The organism is Microbacterium gallinarum, from assembly GCF_014837165.1.
Taxonomy (GTDB): Bacteria; Actinomycetota; Actinomycetes; order Actinomycetales; family Microbacteriaceae; genus Microbacterium; species Microbacterium gallinarum.
Genome location: NZ_JACSPM010000004.1, coordinates 67,158 through 82,401 on the forward strand (window position 1 = coordinate 67,158; position 15,244 = coordinate 82,401).

Sequence of the window (15,244 nt, forward strand, 5' to 3'; positions counted from 1 at the left end):
GTCACCTCCATCCTGCACCGTGACGCGTCACGGCACGAGCGTGATCCGGTTCATGGGCCCCGGCGCCACCGGTCCGGCGGAAGACCCGTCCGATCCGGTGATCACGGCGCGGTGTGGTCGGCACCTGTGGATAACTTCGGGATGCCGCTTTCCTCCCTTGCGAGGATGCAGTGGTGCTCTCGTCCACCGCCTCTCCGCCGACGGCGACACTCGTCGCCGAGCGGGTGCGGGAACGGCTGCGCGCCGAGCGGACCGACCCGTCGCGCGATCCGGAGTTCGCGGCCCACATCGCGCGAGCCGAGGTGCGACGCCACAACGACTTCGCCCTCGCCCGCGGGCTGGCGCCTGTCGACGACGAGACGGCGTGCGTGCGCGAGGTGCTCGCCGCGGTCGCCGGCTACGGTCCGCTGCAGCCGTATCTCGACGACCCGACCGTCGAGGAACTGTGGATCAATGCTCCCGACCGCATCTTCGTCGCCCGTGGCGGTGTGCCGGAGCGCACTCCGCTCGCGCTGACCGACTCGGCGGTGCGGGATCTCGTCGAGCGGATGCTGCAATCCTCGGGTCGCCGCGTCGACCTGAGCCAGCCCTTCGTCGACGCGTCGCTGCCCGACGGATCCCGCCTGCACGTCGTCATCCCCGACATCACCCGGCGGCACTGGGCGGTCAACGTCCGCAAGTTCCTGCCCGCATTCCGCGACCTCGACCGGCTCGTGGCAGCACGCTCGATCACCGCCGACGGCGCAGAGCTGCTGCGGTCCGCGATGCATCGCGGGGCATCCGTGATCGTGTCGGGCGCGACGCACGCGGGAAAGACCACGCTCCTCGGCGCCATGATCGCCGCCTGCCCGCCCGGGCATCGCATCGTCACCGTCGAGGAGACCTTCGAGCTCGCCGTCGCCGCCCCTGACCTCGTCGCGCTCCAGGGTCGGCAGCCGAGTCTCGAGGGCACCGGCGAAGTCACGCTGCGACGCCTCGTCAAGGAGGCGCTGCGCATGCGTCCCGACCGCCTCGTCGTGGGGGAGGTGCGCGATGCCGAGGCTCTCGACCTCGTGCTGGCGCTCAACACGGGCGTCCCCGGCGCCGCCACGATCCACGCCAACTCGGCGCGCGAGGCGCTGGGCAAGCTCGCGGCGCTGCCGCTGCTGGCCGGGCGCAACATCGACGCCGCCTTCGTGCTGCCGGCGGTCGCGGCATCCGTCGATCTGGTCGTGCATTGCGAGCGGGATGCCGCAGGCCGGCGCCGCGTCGCCGAGATCGTCGAGCCCATCGGCGTGGACGAGGGCGTGATCGCCGCGCGGACGCTGTATCGAGGCGACGACGCATGACGTTCGTCTGGGGCGCGGTGCTCGCCGCCGGGGTGCTGCTCACCCTCTCGCCCTGGCTGTGGCCGCTGGGCGAGCGGTCGGCGCCCGAGGCGTCGCGCGGCCGCATCGCGCGACTCCTCGAGGCGGCGGGGCTGGCGCGCCTGTCGCCCGGCTCGGTGATCGTCGTGGCCGGCTGCGCCGCGGTGGTCGGCGCTGCCACGTCGTGGATCGTCGCGCAGGTGCCGGCGCTGAGCCTCGTCGCCGCCGCCGCGTGCGCCGTCGCGCCGTTCTCGTGGCTGCGCGCGCGGCGGTCCCGGCTCGTGCGCGTGCGTCGCGGCCTCTGGCCCGACGTGTGCGACCTGCTCATCGCATCGGTGCGCGCCGGGATGTCGCTGCCCGACGCCGTCGCGAGCCTCGCGCGGTCCGCGCCCGTCGAGCTGCGGCCCGCATTCGCGGGGTTCGCGCGCGATGTTGCGGCATCCGGTCATTTCGACTCCAGCGCGCAGCGTCTGAAGGTGGCGCTCGCCGACCCGGTCGCCGATCGCATCATCGAGACGCTGCGGATGGCGCGCCAGGTGGGCGGCACCGAGGTGACTCCGGTGCTCCGCGCTCTCGCGGCGTCGGTGCGCGCCGACACCGCGCTGCGCGCCGAGGTCGAATCGCGTCAGTCATGGATCCGCGGGGCCGCCGTGCTCGGCGTCGCCGCCCCCTGGATCATCCTCTCCCTGCTCGCGATGCGGCCCGAGGGCGCCGAGGCGTACGGCAGCCCCGAAGGGGTCGCGCTCATCCTCGCCGGCGCTGCGGTGTCGTTCGTCGCGTTCCGCGTGATGCTCCGCCTCGGCCGTCTGCCGGAGCCGCGGAGGTGGTTCGGGTGAGCCTCCTCCCGATGGACGACGTGGCCTTCTCGATCGTGCTGGGCACGGCGCTCGGCGTCGGCGTGTGCCTTCTGCTGTCGCTCGCCCCGCGCGTCGGCGCGCCGAGTCTCGCGCGCCGCATCGCCCCGTACATCCGCGACGTCACCGATCCGCGGGGCGTCGGAGACGTCATCGGCGCGGCTGGTCCGATGCCGGCCCCGTCCCTCGCGTGGCGGGCACTGCAGCAGCGCTTCGCGCGATTCCTGGGCGGCGACGCGGCGCTCGGCCGCCGGCTTCACCAGGCGGGGCGATCGATGGATGCCGCGGCCTTCCGCGGCCGGCAGCTGGCGTGGTCGATCGCGGGGCTGGCGACGGGCGGTGCGATCGTGGTCGCCGCTGTGCTCCTCGGTCGCGGCTCGCCCTCGCTCGTGGTGCTGCCCCCGCTGTTCGCTGTGGGAGGGATGCTCGGGTATGACGCATGGCTGTCGCACTCGGCGAAGGCGCGCGTCGCCCGCATCCGCGAAGAGCTCCCGACGGTGCTCGAGTTCGTCGCACTCTGCCTCTCGGCGGGCGAGGGGATCCTCGACTCGCTGCGCCGCGTGAGCGAGGTCGGGGCGAGCGAGCTCACGACGGAGTTGCGCGGGGCCGTGGTGGCCGTCGGCACGGGTTCGCCGCTCCCGGAGGCGCTGGCGCGGATGTCGGACGGTCTGCAGATCCCCGCGCTGTCGCGCTCGGTCGACCAGCTCGTCGCCGCGATCGACCGCGGAGCACCTCTCGCGCAGGTGCTGCACGCCCAGGCGCTCGACGCCCGGGACGACGCCAAGCGCGACCTCATCGAGCGCGCCGGGCGCAAAGAGATCTACATGCTCGTGCCGCTGGTCTTCCTCATCCTCCCGCTCAGCGTGCTGTTCGCCGTGTTCCCGGGAGTGTTCATGCTCCGACTCGGTCTCGGCTGAGTCGCCGTCCACACCCGACCCCCCCCCTCGAAGGAGAGACATGATCCGCCACCGCCTTCAGAATCTGACCGCGCGCCTGCGGGCATCGTTCGCCGACGTCGCCGACGACGAGCGCGGCGATGTGCCCGGATGGGTGCTCATCACGCTGATGACCGCCGGCCTGGTCGTCGTCATCTGGGCGCTCGCGGGACCGGCGCTCGCCGGCCTGTTCGAGCAGGCGATCTCCCGCGTCTCCGGCTTCTGACCCGTGCGGGTCCATCGTCCTCTCGACGAGGAGGGCTCCAGCCCGGTCGAGTTCGTGCTCGTCGGAGCGCTGCTCACGGTGCTGACACTGGGAGTCCTCCAGTTCGGCCTGGCGGTCTACGTGCGCAACGTCGTGCACGATGCCGCCGTCGAGGGGGCGTACCACGCGGCCCTTGCCGACACCTCGCTCGAGGACGGGGCGCGGCGAACCCGCGAGATCGTGGCGCGCACGGTCGGCGAGGAGTACGCCGCCGACATCGATGTGCGCGAGACGGATGCGCTGGGCCACGCGTCCGTCGAGGTGACGGTGCGCGCGATGCTGCCGCTGGTCGGACTGCTGGGTGCTCCCCGCACGATGGAGGTGACGGCCCGTGCGCCCGTCGAGTCCTTCGGCTGACCCGCTGCCGCTGCTGCACCCGCGGCCCGCGCCGCCTGACGACGGCGAGCGGGGATCCGCTGCCCTGGAGTTCATCCTCGTCGGCCTGCTGCTCCTCGTGCCGCTCGTTTACCTCGTCGGTGCGCTCGGTCTCGTCCAGGGGCAGTCGCTGGGCGCCGAAGCGGGCGCGCGCCACGTCGCGCGTGCCGTCGCGACCGCCACGGACGACGCCGACGCCGCGCACCGCGCCGACCTCGTGCTCGACTCCATCACGAGCGAGTACGGGCTCGACCCCGCATCCGTCGACGTGGCGTTCGCGTGCCGTCCGGCCGGGGCCGTGTGCCCGCGCGCGGGCGCGACGCTCGTCGTGACCCTGCGGACGCGAGTCGCGCTTCCGCTCGTGCCGCCCGTGTTCGGGCTCGATCGCCTCGCGAGCATTCCGGTCGAGGCGTCGGCCGCGCAGAAGGTCTCGCGCTTCTGGGGGTCGCGATGAGGGCGCGGCCCTTCGGCGACGCGCGCGCGCGGCGACGGGAACCCGATGACGAGGGCAGTGTGCTGCTGCTGACCCTCGGCTACGGCGCCCTCGCGCTCGTCGCCATCTTGCTGTGCGCGGACGCGACGAGTCTCTATCTGGCGCAGAAGCGGCTGGATTCGCTGGCGGATGCCGCGGCCCTCGCGGCCGCCGACGGCTTCGTGCTGTCCGTCGAGGACGGCGAGCCGGTCGCCCAGCTGACGGCGGCGCACGTCCGCGGCCAGGCTCAGGCGATGGTGGACGAGGTCGGTGCCGGCGCGACGCTCCTGTCGGCCGGCACGCCCGACGGGCTCTCGGCCCGGGTGACGGTCGCCGCGACGTGGCGGCCGCCTGTCCTGACGCTCTTCGTGCCGGACGGGGTGGCGTTGGAGGCCACGGCGACCAGCCGGACCGCGCTGCGCTGACCGAGCACGGTTCAGCAGAACGCCGTCGCGCCCTCCCATGCCGCGTCTGCCGGGTCGATGCCCTCCCGCGTGATCTGCGCCTCGATCAGGCCATAGGGGCGGTCGGCGGCGTAGAACACCTCGTTGGGGTTGTCGAGGCCGAACGGCGCGAGGTCGACGGCGAAGTGATGCTTGTTCGGCAGGGAGAACCGCATCTCGGCGATCTCGTCATGCGCCTCGAGCACCGCGGTGCCCAGTTCGAACATCGTCGTCTGGAGCGCCGCCGAGTACCGGCGCGTGAACTCCTCCAGCAGAATGCGCTTCACGTCGGCGTACACGGCGTTGTAGTCGACGTCCGCGCCGGGGAGGTACCGCCAGCGGGTCGCGACGTCGGTCGCGAGGATGCGGTCGCGGGTCTCGGGGAGCGTCGTGTAGCGGTCCTTGGGGTAGCCCTCGAACCCCGATCCGGTGGTCTTCAGCAGAGTCAGGCCGTGCAGTCCGCCGAGCACATGGCGCTCGCCGCCGTCGGCGACGACCACGGCGGTGCGGGTCTCCTGGCCCACCCGCACGAACGCGTGGTCGTGCGGGTCGCCGTCGACGTGGATCCGATGCCACGCGTAGCTCTCGGCGGTCCACCGGCCGCCCGTCACCCACTCGAACGAGCCGGTGAAGTGGTCGGCCAGGCGAAGCAGGAACTCCTCGGGCGACCCGATCCCGTCGCGCGCGAAGGCGAACACCGTGTTCTTCTGGGTGTCGGTCGGCACGACGTGTCGATTGTCGCCGGTGAGGTGGGCGGCCGCGAAGTCGCCGCGCAGCTGGGACGTGACGCTCAGGTCTTCGATCTCGTGCCGGGGGTCGTCGCGCGTCACCTTGACGACCCGCACCTCGGCCTTTCCGTACTGATTCGCTCCCAGGACGATGCTCATCGATGCTCAGCTTCCTCGGTAGGTGGAGTAGGCGAACGGGCTCAGCAGCAGCGGCACGTGGCAGTGCTCCTCGTCGACGCGGAAGGTCAGCACCGCCTCGGGGTAGAACGTCGGCGTGCCCTGCGCGTGGAAGTACGCACCGGTGTCGAATCGCAGCCGGTAGTCGCCCGGGGCGAGTCGCTCGGGCCCGAGCTGCGACGCCCGGCCGTCGGCATCCGTCACCGCTTCTGCGATCTGCTGCCAGGCGTCGCCGTCGCGGGCGAGCAGCTGCACGGCGACCCCGCTCGCCGGCCCGCCCCGGGCCGCGTCGAGCACGTGCGTCGTGATGTGAGACACGCTCATGGCTGCACCATCCCCTCCAGTCGCAGCAGCGCGATCTCACGCAGCTGTTCTCCCACGACCCGCGCTTCGGTGTCGGGGTCGTTCTCCAGTCGTCCGCGCAGCGCGGCCAGGATCTCGGGCGCACCCCGGCCGGCGGCCCGGATGAGGAAGACCCGCCCGAACCGCTCCTCGTACGCGCGATTGCCGTCGCGCAGCGCACGGTGCACCTCGGCGTCGGCGGGGTCGACCGCCGCCTGCTCCGACCGCGACAGCGTCGCCTCGCGGCTGTCGCCCCGTGCGCGCTCACCGATGCGCGGATGGTGTGCGAGCGCCGCATCGACCTCGTGCGGCGTGAAGGGGTCGGCTGCGCTCGCCGCCTCCGCGAGAAGCTCTCCGACGGACGCGTACGGACGGCGGTCGGCCAGGTGCTCGCACCAGCGCGTCACATCGGCGCACGTCCGCAGCGCGGCGATCGCCTCGGCGCGGTCGGCGCCGTTGAACTCCTCACGCCGCATTGGCCACCTCCGTCCGCCGGGTGAGCAGGCGCCCGCGCGGCACCTCGCGGTCGATGCGTGCGCCGGCGAGGTAGGCGGCCCGGACGACGCCCGTCAGCTCGCGGCCGTCGTAGGGGCAGATCGGATGCCGGTGTTCGAGCGACCGCGCATCGACGACGAATGTCTCATCCGGTGCGAACACGGCGAAGTCCGCAGCGGCGCCGGCCGCGATCCGGCCCTTCCCGACCAGGCCCACCCGTGCGGCGGGCTTCGCGGCCATGAGATCGATGACGCGCCCCAGCCCGAGCCCGCGCCTCCGGGCCTCGGTCCACACGAGAGGCAGCCCGAGCTGCAGCGAGGCGATCCCGCCCCACGCGGCCTCGAAGTCGCCGTCACCGGCGTTCTTCAGGTCGGGCGTGCTCGGGGAGTGGTCCGAGACGATGACGTCGATCGCACCGTCCGCCAGGCCCCGCCACAGCGCATCCCGGTTGGCGGCGTCGCGGATCGGCGGGCAGCATTTGCACACGGTGGCGCCGCCCGCGATCTCTTCCGCAGTGAGGGTGAGGTAGTGCGGGCAGGTCTCCACGGTCAGGTCGACGCCGCGCCGCCGCGCCTGGGCGATGCGGCCGAGCGAGCCCGCGTTGCTCAGGTGCAGGATGTGGGCTGCCGTCCCGGTCGCCTCGGCGAAGCGGATGACGTCGGCGATCGCGGTGTCTTCGGCCGCGCCCGGCCGCGATGCGAGGAAGTCGGCGTACTCGCTGCCACCCCGGTGCGGCGCCGTCTCGATCGTGTGCGCGTCTTCGGCGTGCACGATCAGCAACGATCCGAGCGAGGCGACGACCGTCATCGCCTCGCCCATCTCGACCGGGGTGACGGCAGGGAACTCATCGACGCCCGACGGCGTGAGGAAGCACTTGAAGCCGAAGACGCCGGCGTCGGCGAGCGGGCGCAGCTCGGCGAGATTGCCGGGGATGACACCGCCCCAGAATCCGACATCGACGTAGACGCCGCCCTCGGCGGCCGAGCGCTTCTCGGCGAGGGCGTCCACCGACACCGTGGGCGGGATGCTGTTGAGCGGCATGTCGACGATCGTCGTCACGCCGCCGGCGGCTGCGGCGCGGGTGGCCGACTCGAAGCCCTCCCACTCGGTGCGGCCCGGTTCGTTCACGTGGACGTGCGTGTCCACGAGCCCGGGCAGCAGCACCTCGTCGTCGCGCAGTGCGATGAGGGACGCGGCATCCCGTCCCGTCCCGATCTCACCGATGTGCTCCACCACGCCGTCCCGCACGCCCACGTCGGCCGGCTGGAACGCGCCGTCGATGAGCACGCGCGCCGCGCGGAAGACGGTGTCGAACGCCATGTCACGCCCCGGTCAGGCGGATCTGGCGGTTCACGTCCTTGTACAGCAGGTAGCGGAACGGCCCCGGTCCGCCGGCGTAGCAGGCCTGCGGGCAGAAGGCGCGCAACCACAGGAAGTCGCCGGCCTCGACCTCGACCCAGTCGCCGTTGAGCCGGTACACGCCCTTGCCCTCGAGCACGAACAGGCCGTGCTCCATCACGTGCGTCTCGGCGAAGGGGATCGATCCGCCCGGCTGGAACGTCACGATGTTCACGTGCATGTCGTGTGCGAGGTCGTCGGGGTCGACGAACCGTGTCGTCGCCCACGCGCCGTCCGTGTCGGGCATCGGCTCGGGTGCGACATCCTGATCGCGGGTGACGAAGGATGCCGCGGCATGGCCTTCTACCGGCTCGTACGCCTTGCGGATCCAGTGGAAGCTCGTCGGCTCGGATCCCTCGTTCGCGAGTGACCACGAATCGCCCGCCGCCAGGTACGCGTAGCCGCCGGGTGCGAGCACGTGCCGTTCGCCGGCGATGGTGAGGGCGAGGCTGCCCGAAGTGACGAACACCACACCCTCGACGCCCGACTCCTGCTCGGGGCGCTCGGCGCCGCCGCCCGCGCCGATCTCGACGATGAGCTGCGAGAACGTGGTCGAGAATCCCGTGATCGGCCGGGCGAGCAGCCAGGCGCGCGTCGCCGTGAAGCCGGGCAGGTTGCTCGTGACGATGTCGCGCAGCACCCCCTTGGGGATGACCGTGTAGGCCCCGGTGACGATCGCGCGATCGGTGAGCAGCTCGGTCTGGGCGGGCAGTCCGCCCGACGGGGTGTAGTAGGTCATGCGGACTCCTCAGCCGGGGGAGCGGGACGGGCGGGATGCGCGAGCGCGGTGAGCGTGTCGATGCCGATGCCCACGTCGGCGATGACCTCTTCTGTGTCGATCGCGCCGCACTGCACGCCGCGCTGCAGGAACCAGGCCAGCGCTCGTGCGGTCGCGGGCTCGTCGAGCACCGCGCCCGCACGGCTGTGCAGGTACCCGGCCAGGCGGGCCGCGGCATCCGGATATCCCTCGCGGAAGAACGCGTACGTGGCGAGATAGCGGGTCAGCAGCTGGTGGGGGTGGAGGTCCCAGCCTTGGAAGATCCCGCGCTCGAGGGCACGACGCACGAGGCGGGCGTGCAGGACCCACGCGTCGAGCGCGCCGTCGCCGACCGGCAGGATGTTGGTCGAGCCGTCGGACAGCCGGATGCCGGTGCCCGCGACCGCGAGCTGCATGAGGTCCTTCGCGAGGTCGGCGGCGGGGTGCTCGAGCGACTGGTGGCGGGCCGGAATGCCGAGCGCGCCGGTGTAGTCGTAGGTGCCGAAGTGCAGCGAGGCGACCCGCCCGTCGCCGGCGGTGGCGAGCTGCGCCAGCGGCACGCGACCGTCCCGGCCGAGGACGATCTGCGGCGTCTCGATCTGCACCTCGAACCGCAATGCCCGCTCGGGCAGCCCATGCGCGCGCTCGAGTGCGTCGCTCACCGCGACCATCGCCTCGACCTGCGCGATGGTCGAGACCTTGGGGAGCGTCAGCATCAGCGTGGCGGGCAGTCCGCCCTGCTCGAGGATCGTGCCGAGGAACAGATCGAGGGTGCGCAGGCCGCGCATCCGGGTCGGCTGCTCGAGACTCTTGAAGCGGATGCCGACGAATGGCGGCGCCGCGCCGGATTCGAGCGCGTCGGCCACGAGCCGCGCGGCTTCGACGGCGTCCGCGTCTTCGGCGTCGTCGCCGCGGCCGCCGTAGCCGTCCTCGAAGTCCAGCCGCAGGTCTTCGATCGGCTCACGCGTCAGCTTCGCGTGGGCCCGCGGGACGACATCGTCGGCGAGCGACGGCGGCAGGCCGATGCGTTTCGCCAGCACGGCCAGCCCGCCCGCGTCGGCGGAGGCGTAGAGCGCTGCGGCGCCCCATTGGGCACCCAGAGCCGGGGTCATGCGGTCCGCGGGAACGTACACGGTGTGCACGGGTTGACGCGAGCCGTCGTCACCCGGGTAGGCGGTGCGCAGCAGGTCGTCGGTGTCGCGCAGCGACGCGTCGACGTGATCGAGCACCGCAGGCGTGAGCGCGCGGCCGGACTGGCTCATCGGCGGTGCCTCCTTTGGCGGCCGACCTTCGTGGTTCCCTCATCGTGGCGCACGCGCGGAGCGATCGCCACAGTGCCGACGAACAACAGTGCCGACGTACAATCGCGCAAGAGGAGCTCACTTGGCTGACAACGTCGTTACCGTGAATGGGATCCGCCGGCCGCTGGATGACGTGCCGGTGAATACGAACGCGCTCGATTGGCTGCGCTCCGTCGGACTGACGGGGAGCAAGGAAGGCTGCGCCGAGGGAGAGTGCGGCGCGTGCGCGATGCTCGTGCTCGGGCCGGACGGCGACGATGCGTCGGCGTGGGTGCCGGTCAACTCGTGCCTCGTGCTCGTCCACGCGCTGGAGGGCCAGGAGATCGTGACAGCCGAGGGCCTCGGCTCGCCGGAGGCGCTGCACCCCGTGCAGGCGAGCCTCGCCGAGGCGGGCGGATCGCAGTGCGGCTACTGCACTCCGGGGTTCGTGTGCAGCATGGCGGCGGAGTTCTATCGCGCCGGTCGTGTACCGCCGGAGGAGCCGGACGGCGGGCACCGCGAGCACGGTCCGAACGGCTTCGATCTGCACGCCCTGAGCGGCAACCTCTGCCGCTGCACGGGCTACCGGCCGATTCGCGACGCCGCCTACGCGCTCGGGATGCCGGATCCCGCCGACGCGTTGGCGGAGCGACGCTTCCGTTCTGCGCCGGGACCCGCTCCCGCCGACCGCGTCGTCGACGGCTCACGCTTCGTGCGTCCCGCCGGGCTCGACGAGACGCTCCGGCTGCTGCGCGATGAGCCCGAGGCGACCGTGATCGCCGGGGCGACCGACTGGGGAGTGGAAGTGAACCTGCGGGGCCGTCGGGCCGCGCTGGCCGTCATGATCGACCGGCTCCCCGAACTTCGCGCCCTCGCGTTCCGCGAGGACGTGATCGAGATCGGCGCGGCGCTGACGCTGTCCGAGATCGAAGGCAGGCTCGCCGGGCGGGTTCCGCTGCTGGCCGAGCTCGTCCCGCAGTTCGCATCGCGCCTCATCCGCAACAGCGCCACGATCGGCGGCAATCTCGGCACGGCATCGCCGATCGGCGACGCGGCACCCGCGCTCCTCGCGCTCGATGCGCGTGTCGTGCTGACGTCGCTCGACGGCGATCGCGAGGTCGAGCTGGCCGAGTACTTCAGCGGCTATCGCGAGACGGTGCGGCGCACGGACGAGCTCATCCGCGCCGTGCGCATCCCGCTCCCGCTCGCGTCGGTGACCGCCTTCCACAAGATCGCGAAGCGGCGGTTCGACGACATCTCCAGCGTGGCGATCGCCTTCGCCCTCGACCTCGACGGCGGTGTCGTCACGGATGCCCGCATCGGCCTGGGCGGCGTGGCGGCGACGCCGTTGCGCGCACGCGCGACGGAGCAGCGGCTCATCGGCGAGCCGTGGGACATCGCCACCGTGCGCGCCGCCTCGGCTGTGCTCGGGTCGGAGGGCACACCGATGTCGGACCACCGGGCGAGCGCGGACTACCGGGCCCTGATGCTGAGCAACTCGCTCCTGAAGCTCTACAGCGCCGGGGCGGGCGCGGCCGAGCGGAAGGTGGTCACGGCATGAGCGAGCTTTCCCGCCGCCCCGGCGACGGGGTCGTCGGCATCCCGGTTCCGCACGAGAGTGCGACGCTGCACGTGACCGGTGCCGCCGCCTACACCGACGACCTCTCGGTCTCGGCCGCGGGCGTGCTCACGGCCTGGCCTGTGCAGTCCACCCACGCCCACGCGCTCGTCGACGTCGACACCTCGGGCGCCTACCGGGTGCCGGGTGTCGTGCGCGTGCTCACGGCGCAGGACGTGCCGGGCGTCAACGACGCCGGCGTGAAGGAGGACGAGCCGCTCTTCCCTCGCGAGGCGATGTACCACGGGCACGCCGTGGCCTGGGTGCTCGGAGAGACGCCCGAGGCGGCGCGCCTGGGAGCCGCCGCGGTCGCGGTCCAGTACCGCCCGCTGCCGAGCATCCTCACCCTCCCCGAGGCGATCGCGACGGGCTCGTTCCAGGGCGTGCAGCGCACGGTCGAGCGAGGCGATGCCATGGCGGCGCTCGCCGGGGCCCGGTTCGTGTTCGAGGGTGTGACAGAGCTCGGCGGCCAGGAGCACTTCTACCTCGAGACGCAGGCCGCGCTCGCGCTGCGCGACTCCGAGGGTCAGTACTTCGTGCAGTCGTCGACGCAGCATCCCAGCGAGACGCAGGAGATCGTCGCGCACGTGCTGGGCGTGCCGTCGAGTCAGGTGACGGTGCAGACGCTGCGGATGGGCGGGGGGTTCGGCGGCAAGGAGATGCAGCCGCACGGCCTGGCCGCGATCGCCGCACTCGGCGCGAAGCTCACGGGTCGCCCGGTGCGGCTGCGGCTGAACCGCACGCAGGACATGACGATGACCGGGAAGCGGCATCCGTTCCACATCTCGTGGCGCGCCGGCTTCGACGAGGACGGCGGACTGCTGGCGCTCGACGCGACGCTCACGTCCGACGGCGGGTGGTGCCTCGACCTGTCGGAACCGGTCATGAGCCGGGCTCTCTGCCACATCGACAACGCCTACTGGATCCCGCACGTGCGCGCTCTCGGACGCATCGCCCGTACGAACAAGCCGTCGAACACCGCCTTCCGCGGCTTCGGCGGCCCCCAGGGCGTCTTCCTGATCGAAGACATACTCGGTCGCGTCGCGCCTCTGCTCGGGAAGGACCCGATCGACCTCCGGCGGCAGAACCTCTACGGCGAGGGGCAGCTCACGCCCTACGGGCAGCCGGTGAAGGATGCCGCGCGTATGCCTGCCATCTGGGATCAGCTGCGCGCCGAGAGCGATGTCGACATCCGCCGGGAGCAGGTGTGCGCGTTCAACGACAGCCACGCGCACGTCAAGAGGGCGATCGCGATCACGCCGATCAAGTTCGGCATCTCATTCAACTTCACCGCGTTCAACCAGGCCGGCGCTCTCGTGCACGTCTACAAGGACGGCTCGGTGCTCGTGAACCACGGCGGCACCGAGATGGGCCAGGGGCTCCACACGAAGATGCTGCAGGTCGCCGCGACCGCGCTGGGCCTGCGGCTCGATCAGGTGCGCCTGGCGCCCACACGCACCGACAAGGTGCCGAACACCTCCGCGACGGCGGCGTCGGCCGGAGCGGACCTCAACGGCGGTGCCGTCAAGGACGCGTGCGACCAGTTGCGGGCGCGTATGACGCCGGTCGCGGCGGGAATGCTGGGAGCGGATGCCGGCGCCGTGCGCTTCGCACAGGGATGGGTCTCCGCGGCGGGCGTCGACACGCGGCTCGCATTCGCCGAGGTCGCCCGCGAGGCCTACCTGCAACGGGTTCAGCTGTTCGCCGCGGGCTACTACCGCACCGAAGGACTCCACTGGGACGGCGTGCGCATGCAGGGGTCGCCGTTCAAGTACTTCGCTTACGGAGCGGCCGCCGCCGAAGTCGAGGTGGACGGGTTCACCGGGGCGACGCGGCTGCGCAGGGTCGACATCGTGCACGACGTCGGCGACTCGCTCTCGCGCATGATCGACATCGGCCAGATCGAGGGCGGCTTCGTGCAGGGCGTCGGATGGCTGACCCTCGAGGAGCTGCGGTGGGACACCGGCGACGGTCCGAGCCGCGGACGGCTGCAGACGCAGGCCGCGAGCACGTACAAGCTGCCGAGCTTCTCGGAGATGCCCGAGGAGTTCCACGTGCGGCTCTTCGAAGACGCCCGCGAAGACGGAGCCGTGTACGGCTCGAAGGCGGTGGGAGAGCCGCCGCTCATGCTGGCGTTCAGCGTCCGGGAGGCGATCCGCGAAGCTGTGGCCGCGTTCGGGCCGGCCGGGCGCAGCGTGGAGCTCGCGTCGCCGGCGACCCCCGAGGCGGTGTTCTGGGCGATCCGGTCCGCGCAGGCGGCGGGCGACGCCGTGGAGCCGGGCGCGGCATCGGTCCTCGCCGACGCGCGGCGCTGAGGACACTCGGCCGTGGACTGGGTCGACGCGCTGCAGCGGCTGCGTGAATCGCGCACGCCGGCGGTGATCGTGACCCTCGCGATGGTCCGTGGGCACGCGCCTCGCAACGGCGGCGCGAAGCTCATCGTGTCGCCCGATGCCCTCTTCGGCACCGTCGGCGGTGGGAATCTGGAGGCCACGGCCATCGCGCAGGCGCGCGAGATGCTCGTGACCGGCACCGACGAGCCGCGCCTGCTCACGCTGACGCTGAGCGACAGGACGACGACCGAGTACGGCATCCAGTGCTGCGGAGGAGAGGTGACCATGCTGCTCGAACCGGTCCGCGCCACGCCGACGGTGGCGATCTTCGGTCTCGGCCACGTCGGGATCGAGCTGGCGCGCATCCTCGGTCGGCACGAACTGGAGCTCGTGCTCGTCGACGCGCGCGCCGAGATGCTGGATCCGGCGCGCCTGGGTGTGCCCGGCGCGTCGGGCATCCTCGCCGACGCCGTGGCGACCGTGCGCGTGCGGCACGCACCGGTGCCGGAGACGGCCATCGCCGACCTGCCGCCGGGCGCGCACGTGCTGGTCATGACCCACGACCACGGCGAGGATCTCGCGATCACGGACCAGGCGCTGCGACGCGACGACCTCGGACCGATCGGGCTGATCGGCTCGTCGTCCAAGTGGGCGCGCTTCCGCAGCAAGCTCTCCGAGCTCGGCCACACCGAGGCGGATCTCGCCCGAGTGACCACACCGATCGGCATCCCCGGGATCCGGGGCAAGGCGCCCGCGTCGATCGCCGTCAGCGTCGCGGCGCGCACCCTGCAGCTCATCGAGGCCGCGGCGGTGACCGCGAACCCGTGAGCGCGGGCCGTCAGTACTCGATGCGCCGGTCGTTGCGACCCCACGCGACGAACGGCGCGGTGTGCCCGTCGGCGGGCAGCCCGATGCGCTCGACCGGGAGGATCGCCCGGTCGTCTGGCATGCCGTCGAAGTACCGGTAGAAGCGGGCGTCGTCGAACCCGGCCGCAGCGGCGTCGTTGCGGTCGGCGGCGAAGTACACCCGGTCGATGCGCGCCCACAGCGCCGTCGCGAGACACATCGGGCAGGGCTCGCAGCTCGCGTACAGGGTCGCTCCGGAGAGGTCGAACGTGCCGAGCCCCTGACAGGCGCGACGGATCGCGACGACCTCGGCATGCGCCGACGGGTCGAGGTCGGCCGTCACCCGGTTGACGCCTTCGAAAGCCTGGCCGCCGCGGGCGACGACGACGGCTCCGAACGGACCCCCGGACTCGCCGGCGTTGGCGGTTGCGATGTCGACGGCGCGCGCCAGGAGGTCAGCGGCCTCCGGCGACGGCCCTATGGGCGAAGGCATGCCTCGACCGTACGCCACACGGCGGGAATGCGGCGCGACCGCACGCCGACGTCCCGCGACGACGCAGGGTCCCGCCGGCCGAAGCGG

17 protein-coding genes are annotated in these 15,244 nt (G+C 72.3%); 10 read left to right on the forward strand and 7 right to left on the reverse strand.

Going from position 1 to position 15,244, the window contains the following annotated elements; genetic code table 11:
• Positions 1-173: 173 nt before the first annotated feature.
• From H9622_RS12130 to H9622_RS12160, 7 genes are read left to right on the forward strand one after another with little or no spacing between them, the layout of a single operon-like run.
• Positions 174-1,328, forward strand: coding sequence for a CpaF family protein (locus tag H9622_RS12130; protein WP_191766681.1), 1,155 nt, complete (start codon positions 174-176; stop codon positions 1,326-1,328).
• The gene (locus H9622_RS12135) at positions 1,325-2,182 is read left to right on the forward strand and encodes a type II secretion system F family protein (protein WP_191766682.1); all 858 of its coding nucleotides are present in this window, start codon (positions 1,325-1,327) and stop codon (positions 2,180-2,182) included. Before H9622_RS12130 ends, H9622_RS12135 begins: the two co-directional genes overlap by 4 nt.
• On the forward strand, positions 2,179-3,117 hold the full coding sequence (locus H9622_RS12140) for a type II secretion system F family protein (protein WP_318247105.1): 939 nt from the start codon (positions 2,179-2,181) through the stop codon (positions 3,115-3,117). Before H9622_RS12135 ends, H9622_RS12140 begins: the two co-directional genes overlap by 4 nt.
• Before the next feature lie 40 nt (positions 3,118-3,157).
• Complete coding sequence (locus H9622_RS12145) at positions 3,158-3,361, forward strand: hypothetical protein (RefSeq protein ID WP_191766684.1); 204 nt, start codon at positions 3,158-3,160, stop codon at positions 3,359-3,361.
• A gap of 3 nt (positions 3,362-3,364) precedes the next feature.
• Positions 3,365-3,757: a TadE/TadG family type IV pilus assembly protein gene (locus H9622_RS12150; RefSeq protein WP_191766685.1), complete on the forward strand. Its 393-nt coding sequence runs from the start codon at positions 3,365-3,367 to the stop codon at positions 3,755-3,757.
• Positions 3,732-4,229 (forward strand): TadE family protein, encoded by a 498-nt coding sequence (locus H9622_RS12155; protein WP_318247106.1) that lies wholly within the window; start codon positions 3,732-3,734, stop codon positions 4,227-4,229. The genes H9622_RS12150 and H9622_RS12155 overlap by 26 nt, the downstream gene beginning before the upstream one ends.
• Before the next feature lie 59 nt (positions 4,230-4,288).
• The gene (locus H9622_RS12160; RefSeq protein WP_318247107.1) at positions 4,289-4,672 is read left to right on the forward strand and encodes a pilus assembly protein TadG-related protein; all 384 of its coding nucleotides are present in this window, start codon (positions 4,289-4,291) and stop codon (positions 4,670-4,672) included.
• An 11-nt stretch (positions 4,673-4,683) separates the two neighbouring features.
• On the opposite strand, the gene pucL is transcribed toward H9622_RS12160, so the two are convergent.
• Genes pucL through H9622_RS12190 form a run of 6 tightly spaced genes read right to left on the reverse strand, consistent with a single transcriptional unit; the run spans position 4,684 to position 9,849 of the window.
• Complete coding sequence (gene pucL, locus H9622_RS12165; RefSeq protein WP_191766687.1) at positions 4,684-5,577, reverse strand: factor-independent urate hydroxylase; 894 nt, start codon at positions 5,575-5,577, stop codon at positions 4,684-4,686.
• A 6-nt stretch (positions 5,578-5,583) separates the two neighbouring features.
• Positions 5,584-5,919 carry a hydroxyisourate hydrolase gene (uraH, locus tag H9622_RS12170; protein ID WP_191766688.1) on the reverse strand — a complete coding sequence of 112 codons (336 nt, stop codon included), beginning with the start codon at positions 5,917-5,919 and terminating at the stop codon, positions 5,584-5,586.
• Positions 5,916-6,413, reverse strand: coding sequence for a 2-oxo-4-hydroxy-4-carboxy-5-ureidoimidazoline decarboxylase (gene uraD / locus H9622_RS12175; protein ID WP_191766689.1), 498 nt, complete (start codon positions 6,411-6,413; stop codon positions 5,916-5,918). Before uraD ends, uraH begins: the two co-directional genes overlap by 4 nt.
• On the reverse strand, positions 6,403-7,752 hold the full coding sequence (gene allB, locus H9622_RS12180) for an allantoinase AllB (RefSeq protein WP_191766690.1): 1,350 nt from the start codon (positions 7,750-7,752) through the stop codon (positions 6,403-6,405). Before allB ends, uraD begins: the two co-directional genes overlap by 11 nt.
• Before the next feature lies 1 nt (position 7,753).
• Positions 7,754-8,569 (reverse strand): bifunctional allantoicase/(S)-ureidoglycine aminohydrolase, encoded by an 816-nt coding sequence (locus tag H9622_RS12185; protein WP_191766691.1) that lies wholly within the window; start codon positions 8,567-8,569, stop codon positions 7,754-7,756.
• Positions 8,566-9,849 carry a DUF6986 family protein gene (locus tag H9622_RS12190; protein ID WP_191766692.1) on the reverse strand — a complete coding sequence of 428 codons (1,284 nt, stop codon included), beginning with the start codon at positions 9,847-9,849 and terminating at the stop codon, positions 8,566-8,568. The genes H9622_RS12185 and H9622_RS12190 overlap by 4 nt, the downstream gene beginning before the upstream one ends.
• 121 nt (positions 9,850-9,970) lie before the next feature.
• On the opposite strand from H9622_RS12190, the gene H9622_RS12195 reads away from it, so the two are divergent.
• Genes H9622_RS12195 through xdhC form a run of 3 tightly spaced genes read left to right on the forward strand, consistent with a single transcriptional unit; the run spans position 9,971 to position 14,646 of the window.
• Positions 9,971-11,428, forward strand: a complete 1,458-nt coding sequence (locus tag H9622_RS12195) for a xanthine dehydrogenase small subunit (protein ID WP_225222051.1) — start codon at positions 9,971-9,973, stop codon at positions 11,426-11,428.
• Complete coding sequence (gene xdhB, locus H9622_RS12200) at positions 11,425-13,800, forward strand: xanthine dehydrogenase molybdopterin binding subunit (protein WP_191766693.1); 2,376 nt, start codon at positions 11,425-11,427, stop codon at positions 13,798-13,800. Before H9622_RS12195 ends, xdhB begins: the two co-directional genes overlap by 4 nt.
• Before the next feature lie 12 nt (positions 13,801-13,812).
• The gene (gene xdhC, locus H9622_RS12205) at positions 13,813-14,646 is read left to right on the forward strand and encodes a xanthine dehydrogenase accessory protein XdhC (RefSeq protein ID WP_191766694.1); all 834 of its coding nucleotides are present in this window, start codon (positions 13,813-13,815) and stop codon (positions 14,644-14,646) included.
• Between the two features lie 10 nt (positions 14,647-14,656).
• On the opposite strand, the gene H9622_RS12210 is transcribed toward xdhC, so the two are convergent.
• On the reverse strand, positions 14,657-15,145 hold the full coding sequence (locus H9622_RS12210; protein WP_404802873.1) for a nucleoside deaminase: 489 nt from the start codon (positions 15,143-15,145) through the stop codon (positions 14,657-14,659).
• Positions 15,146-15,244 lie beyond the last annotated feature (99 nt).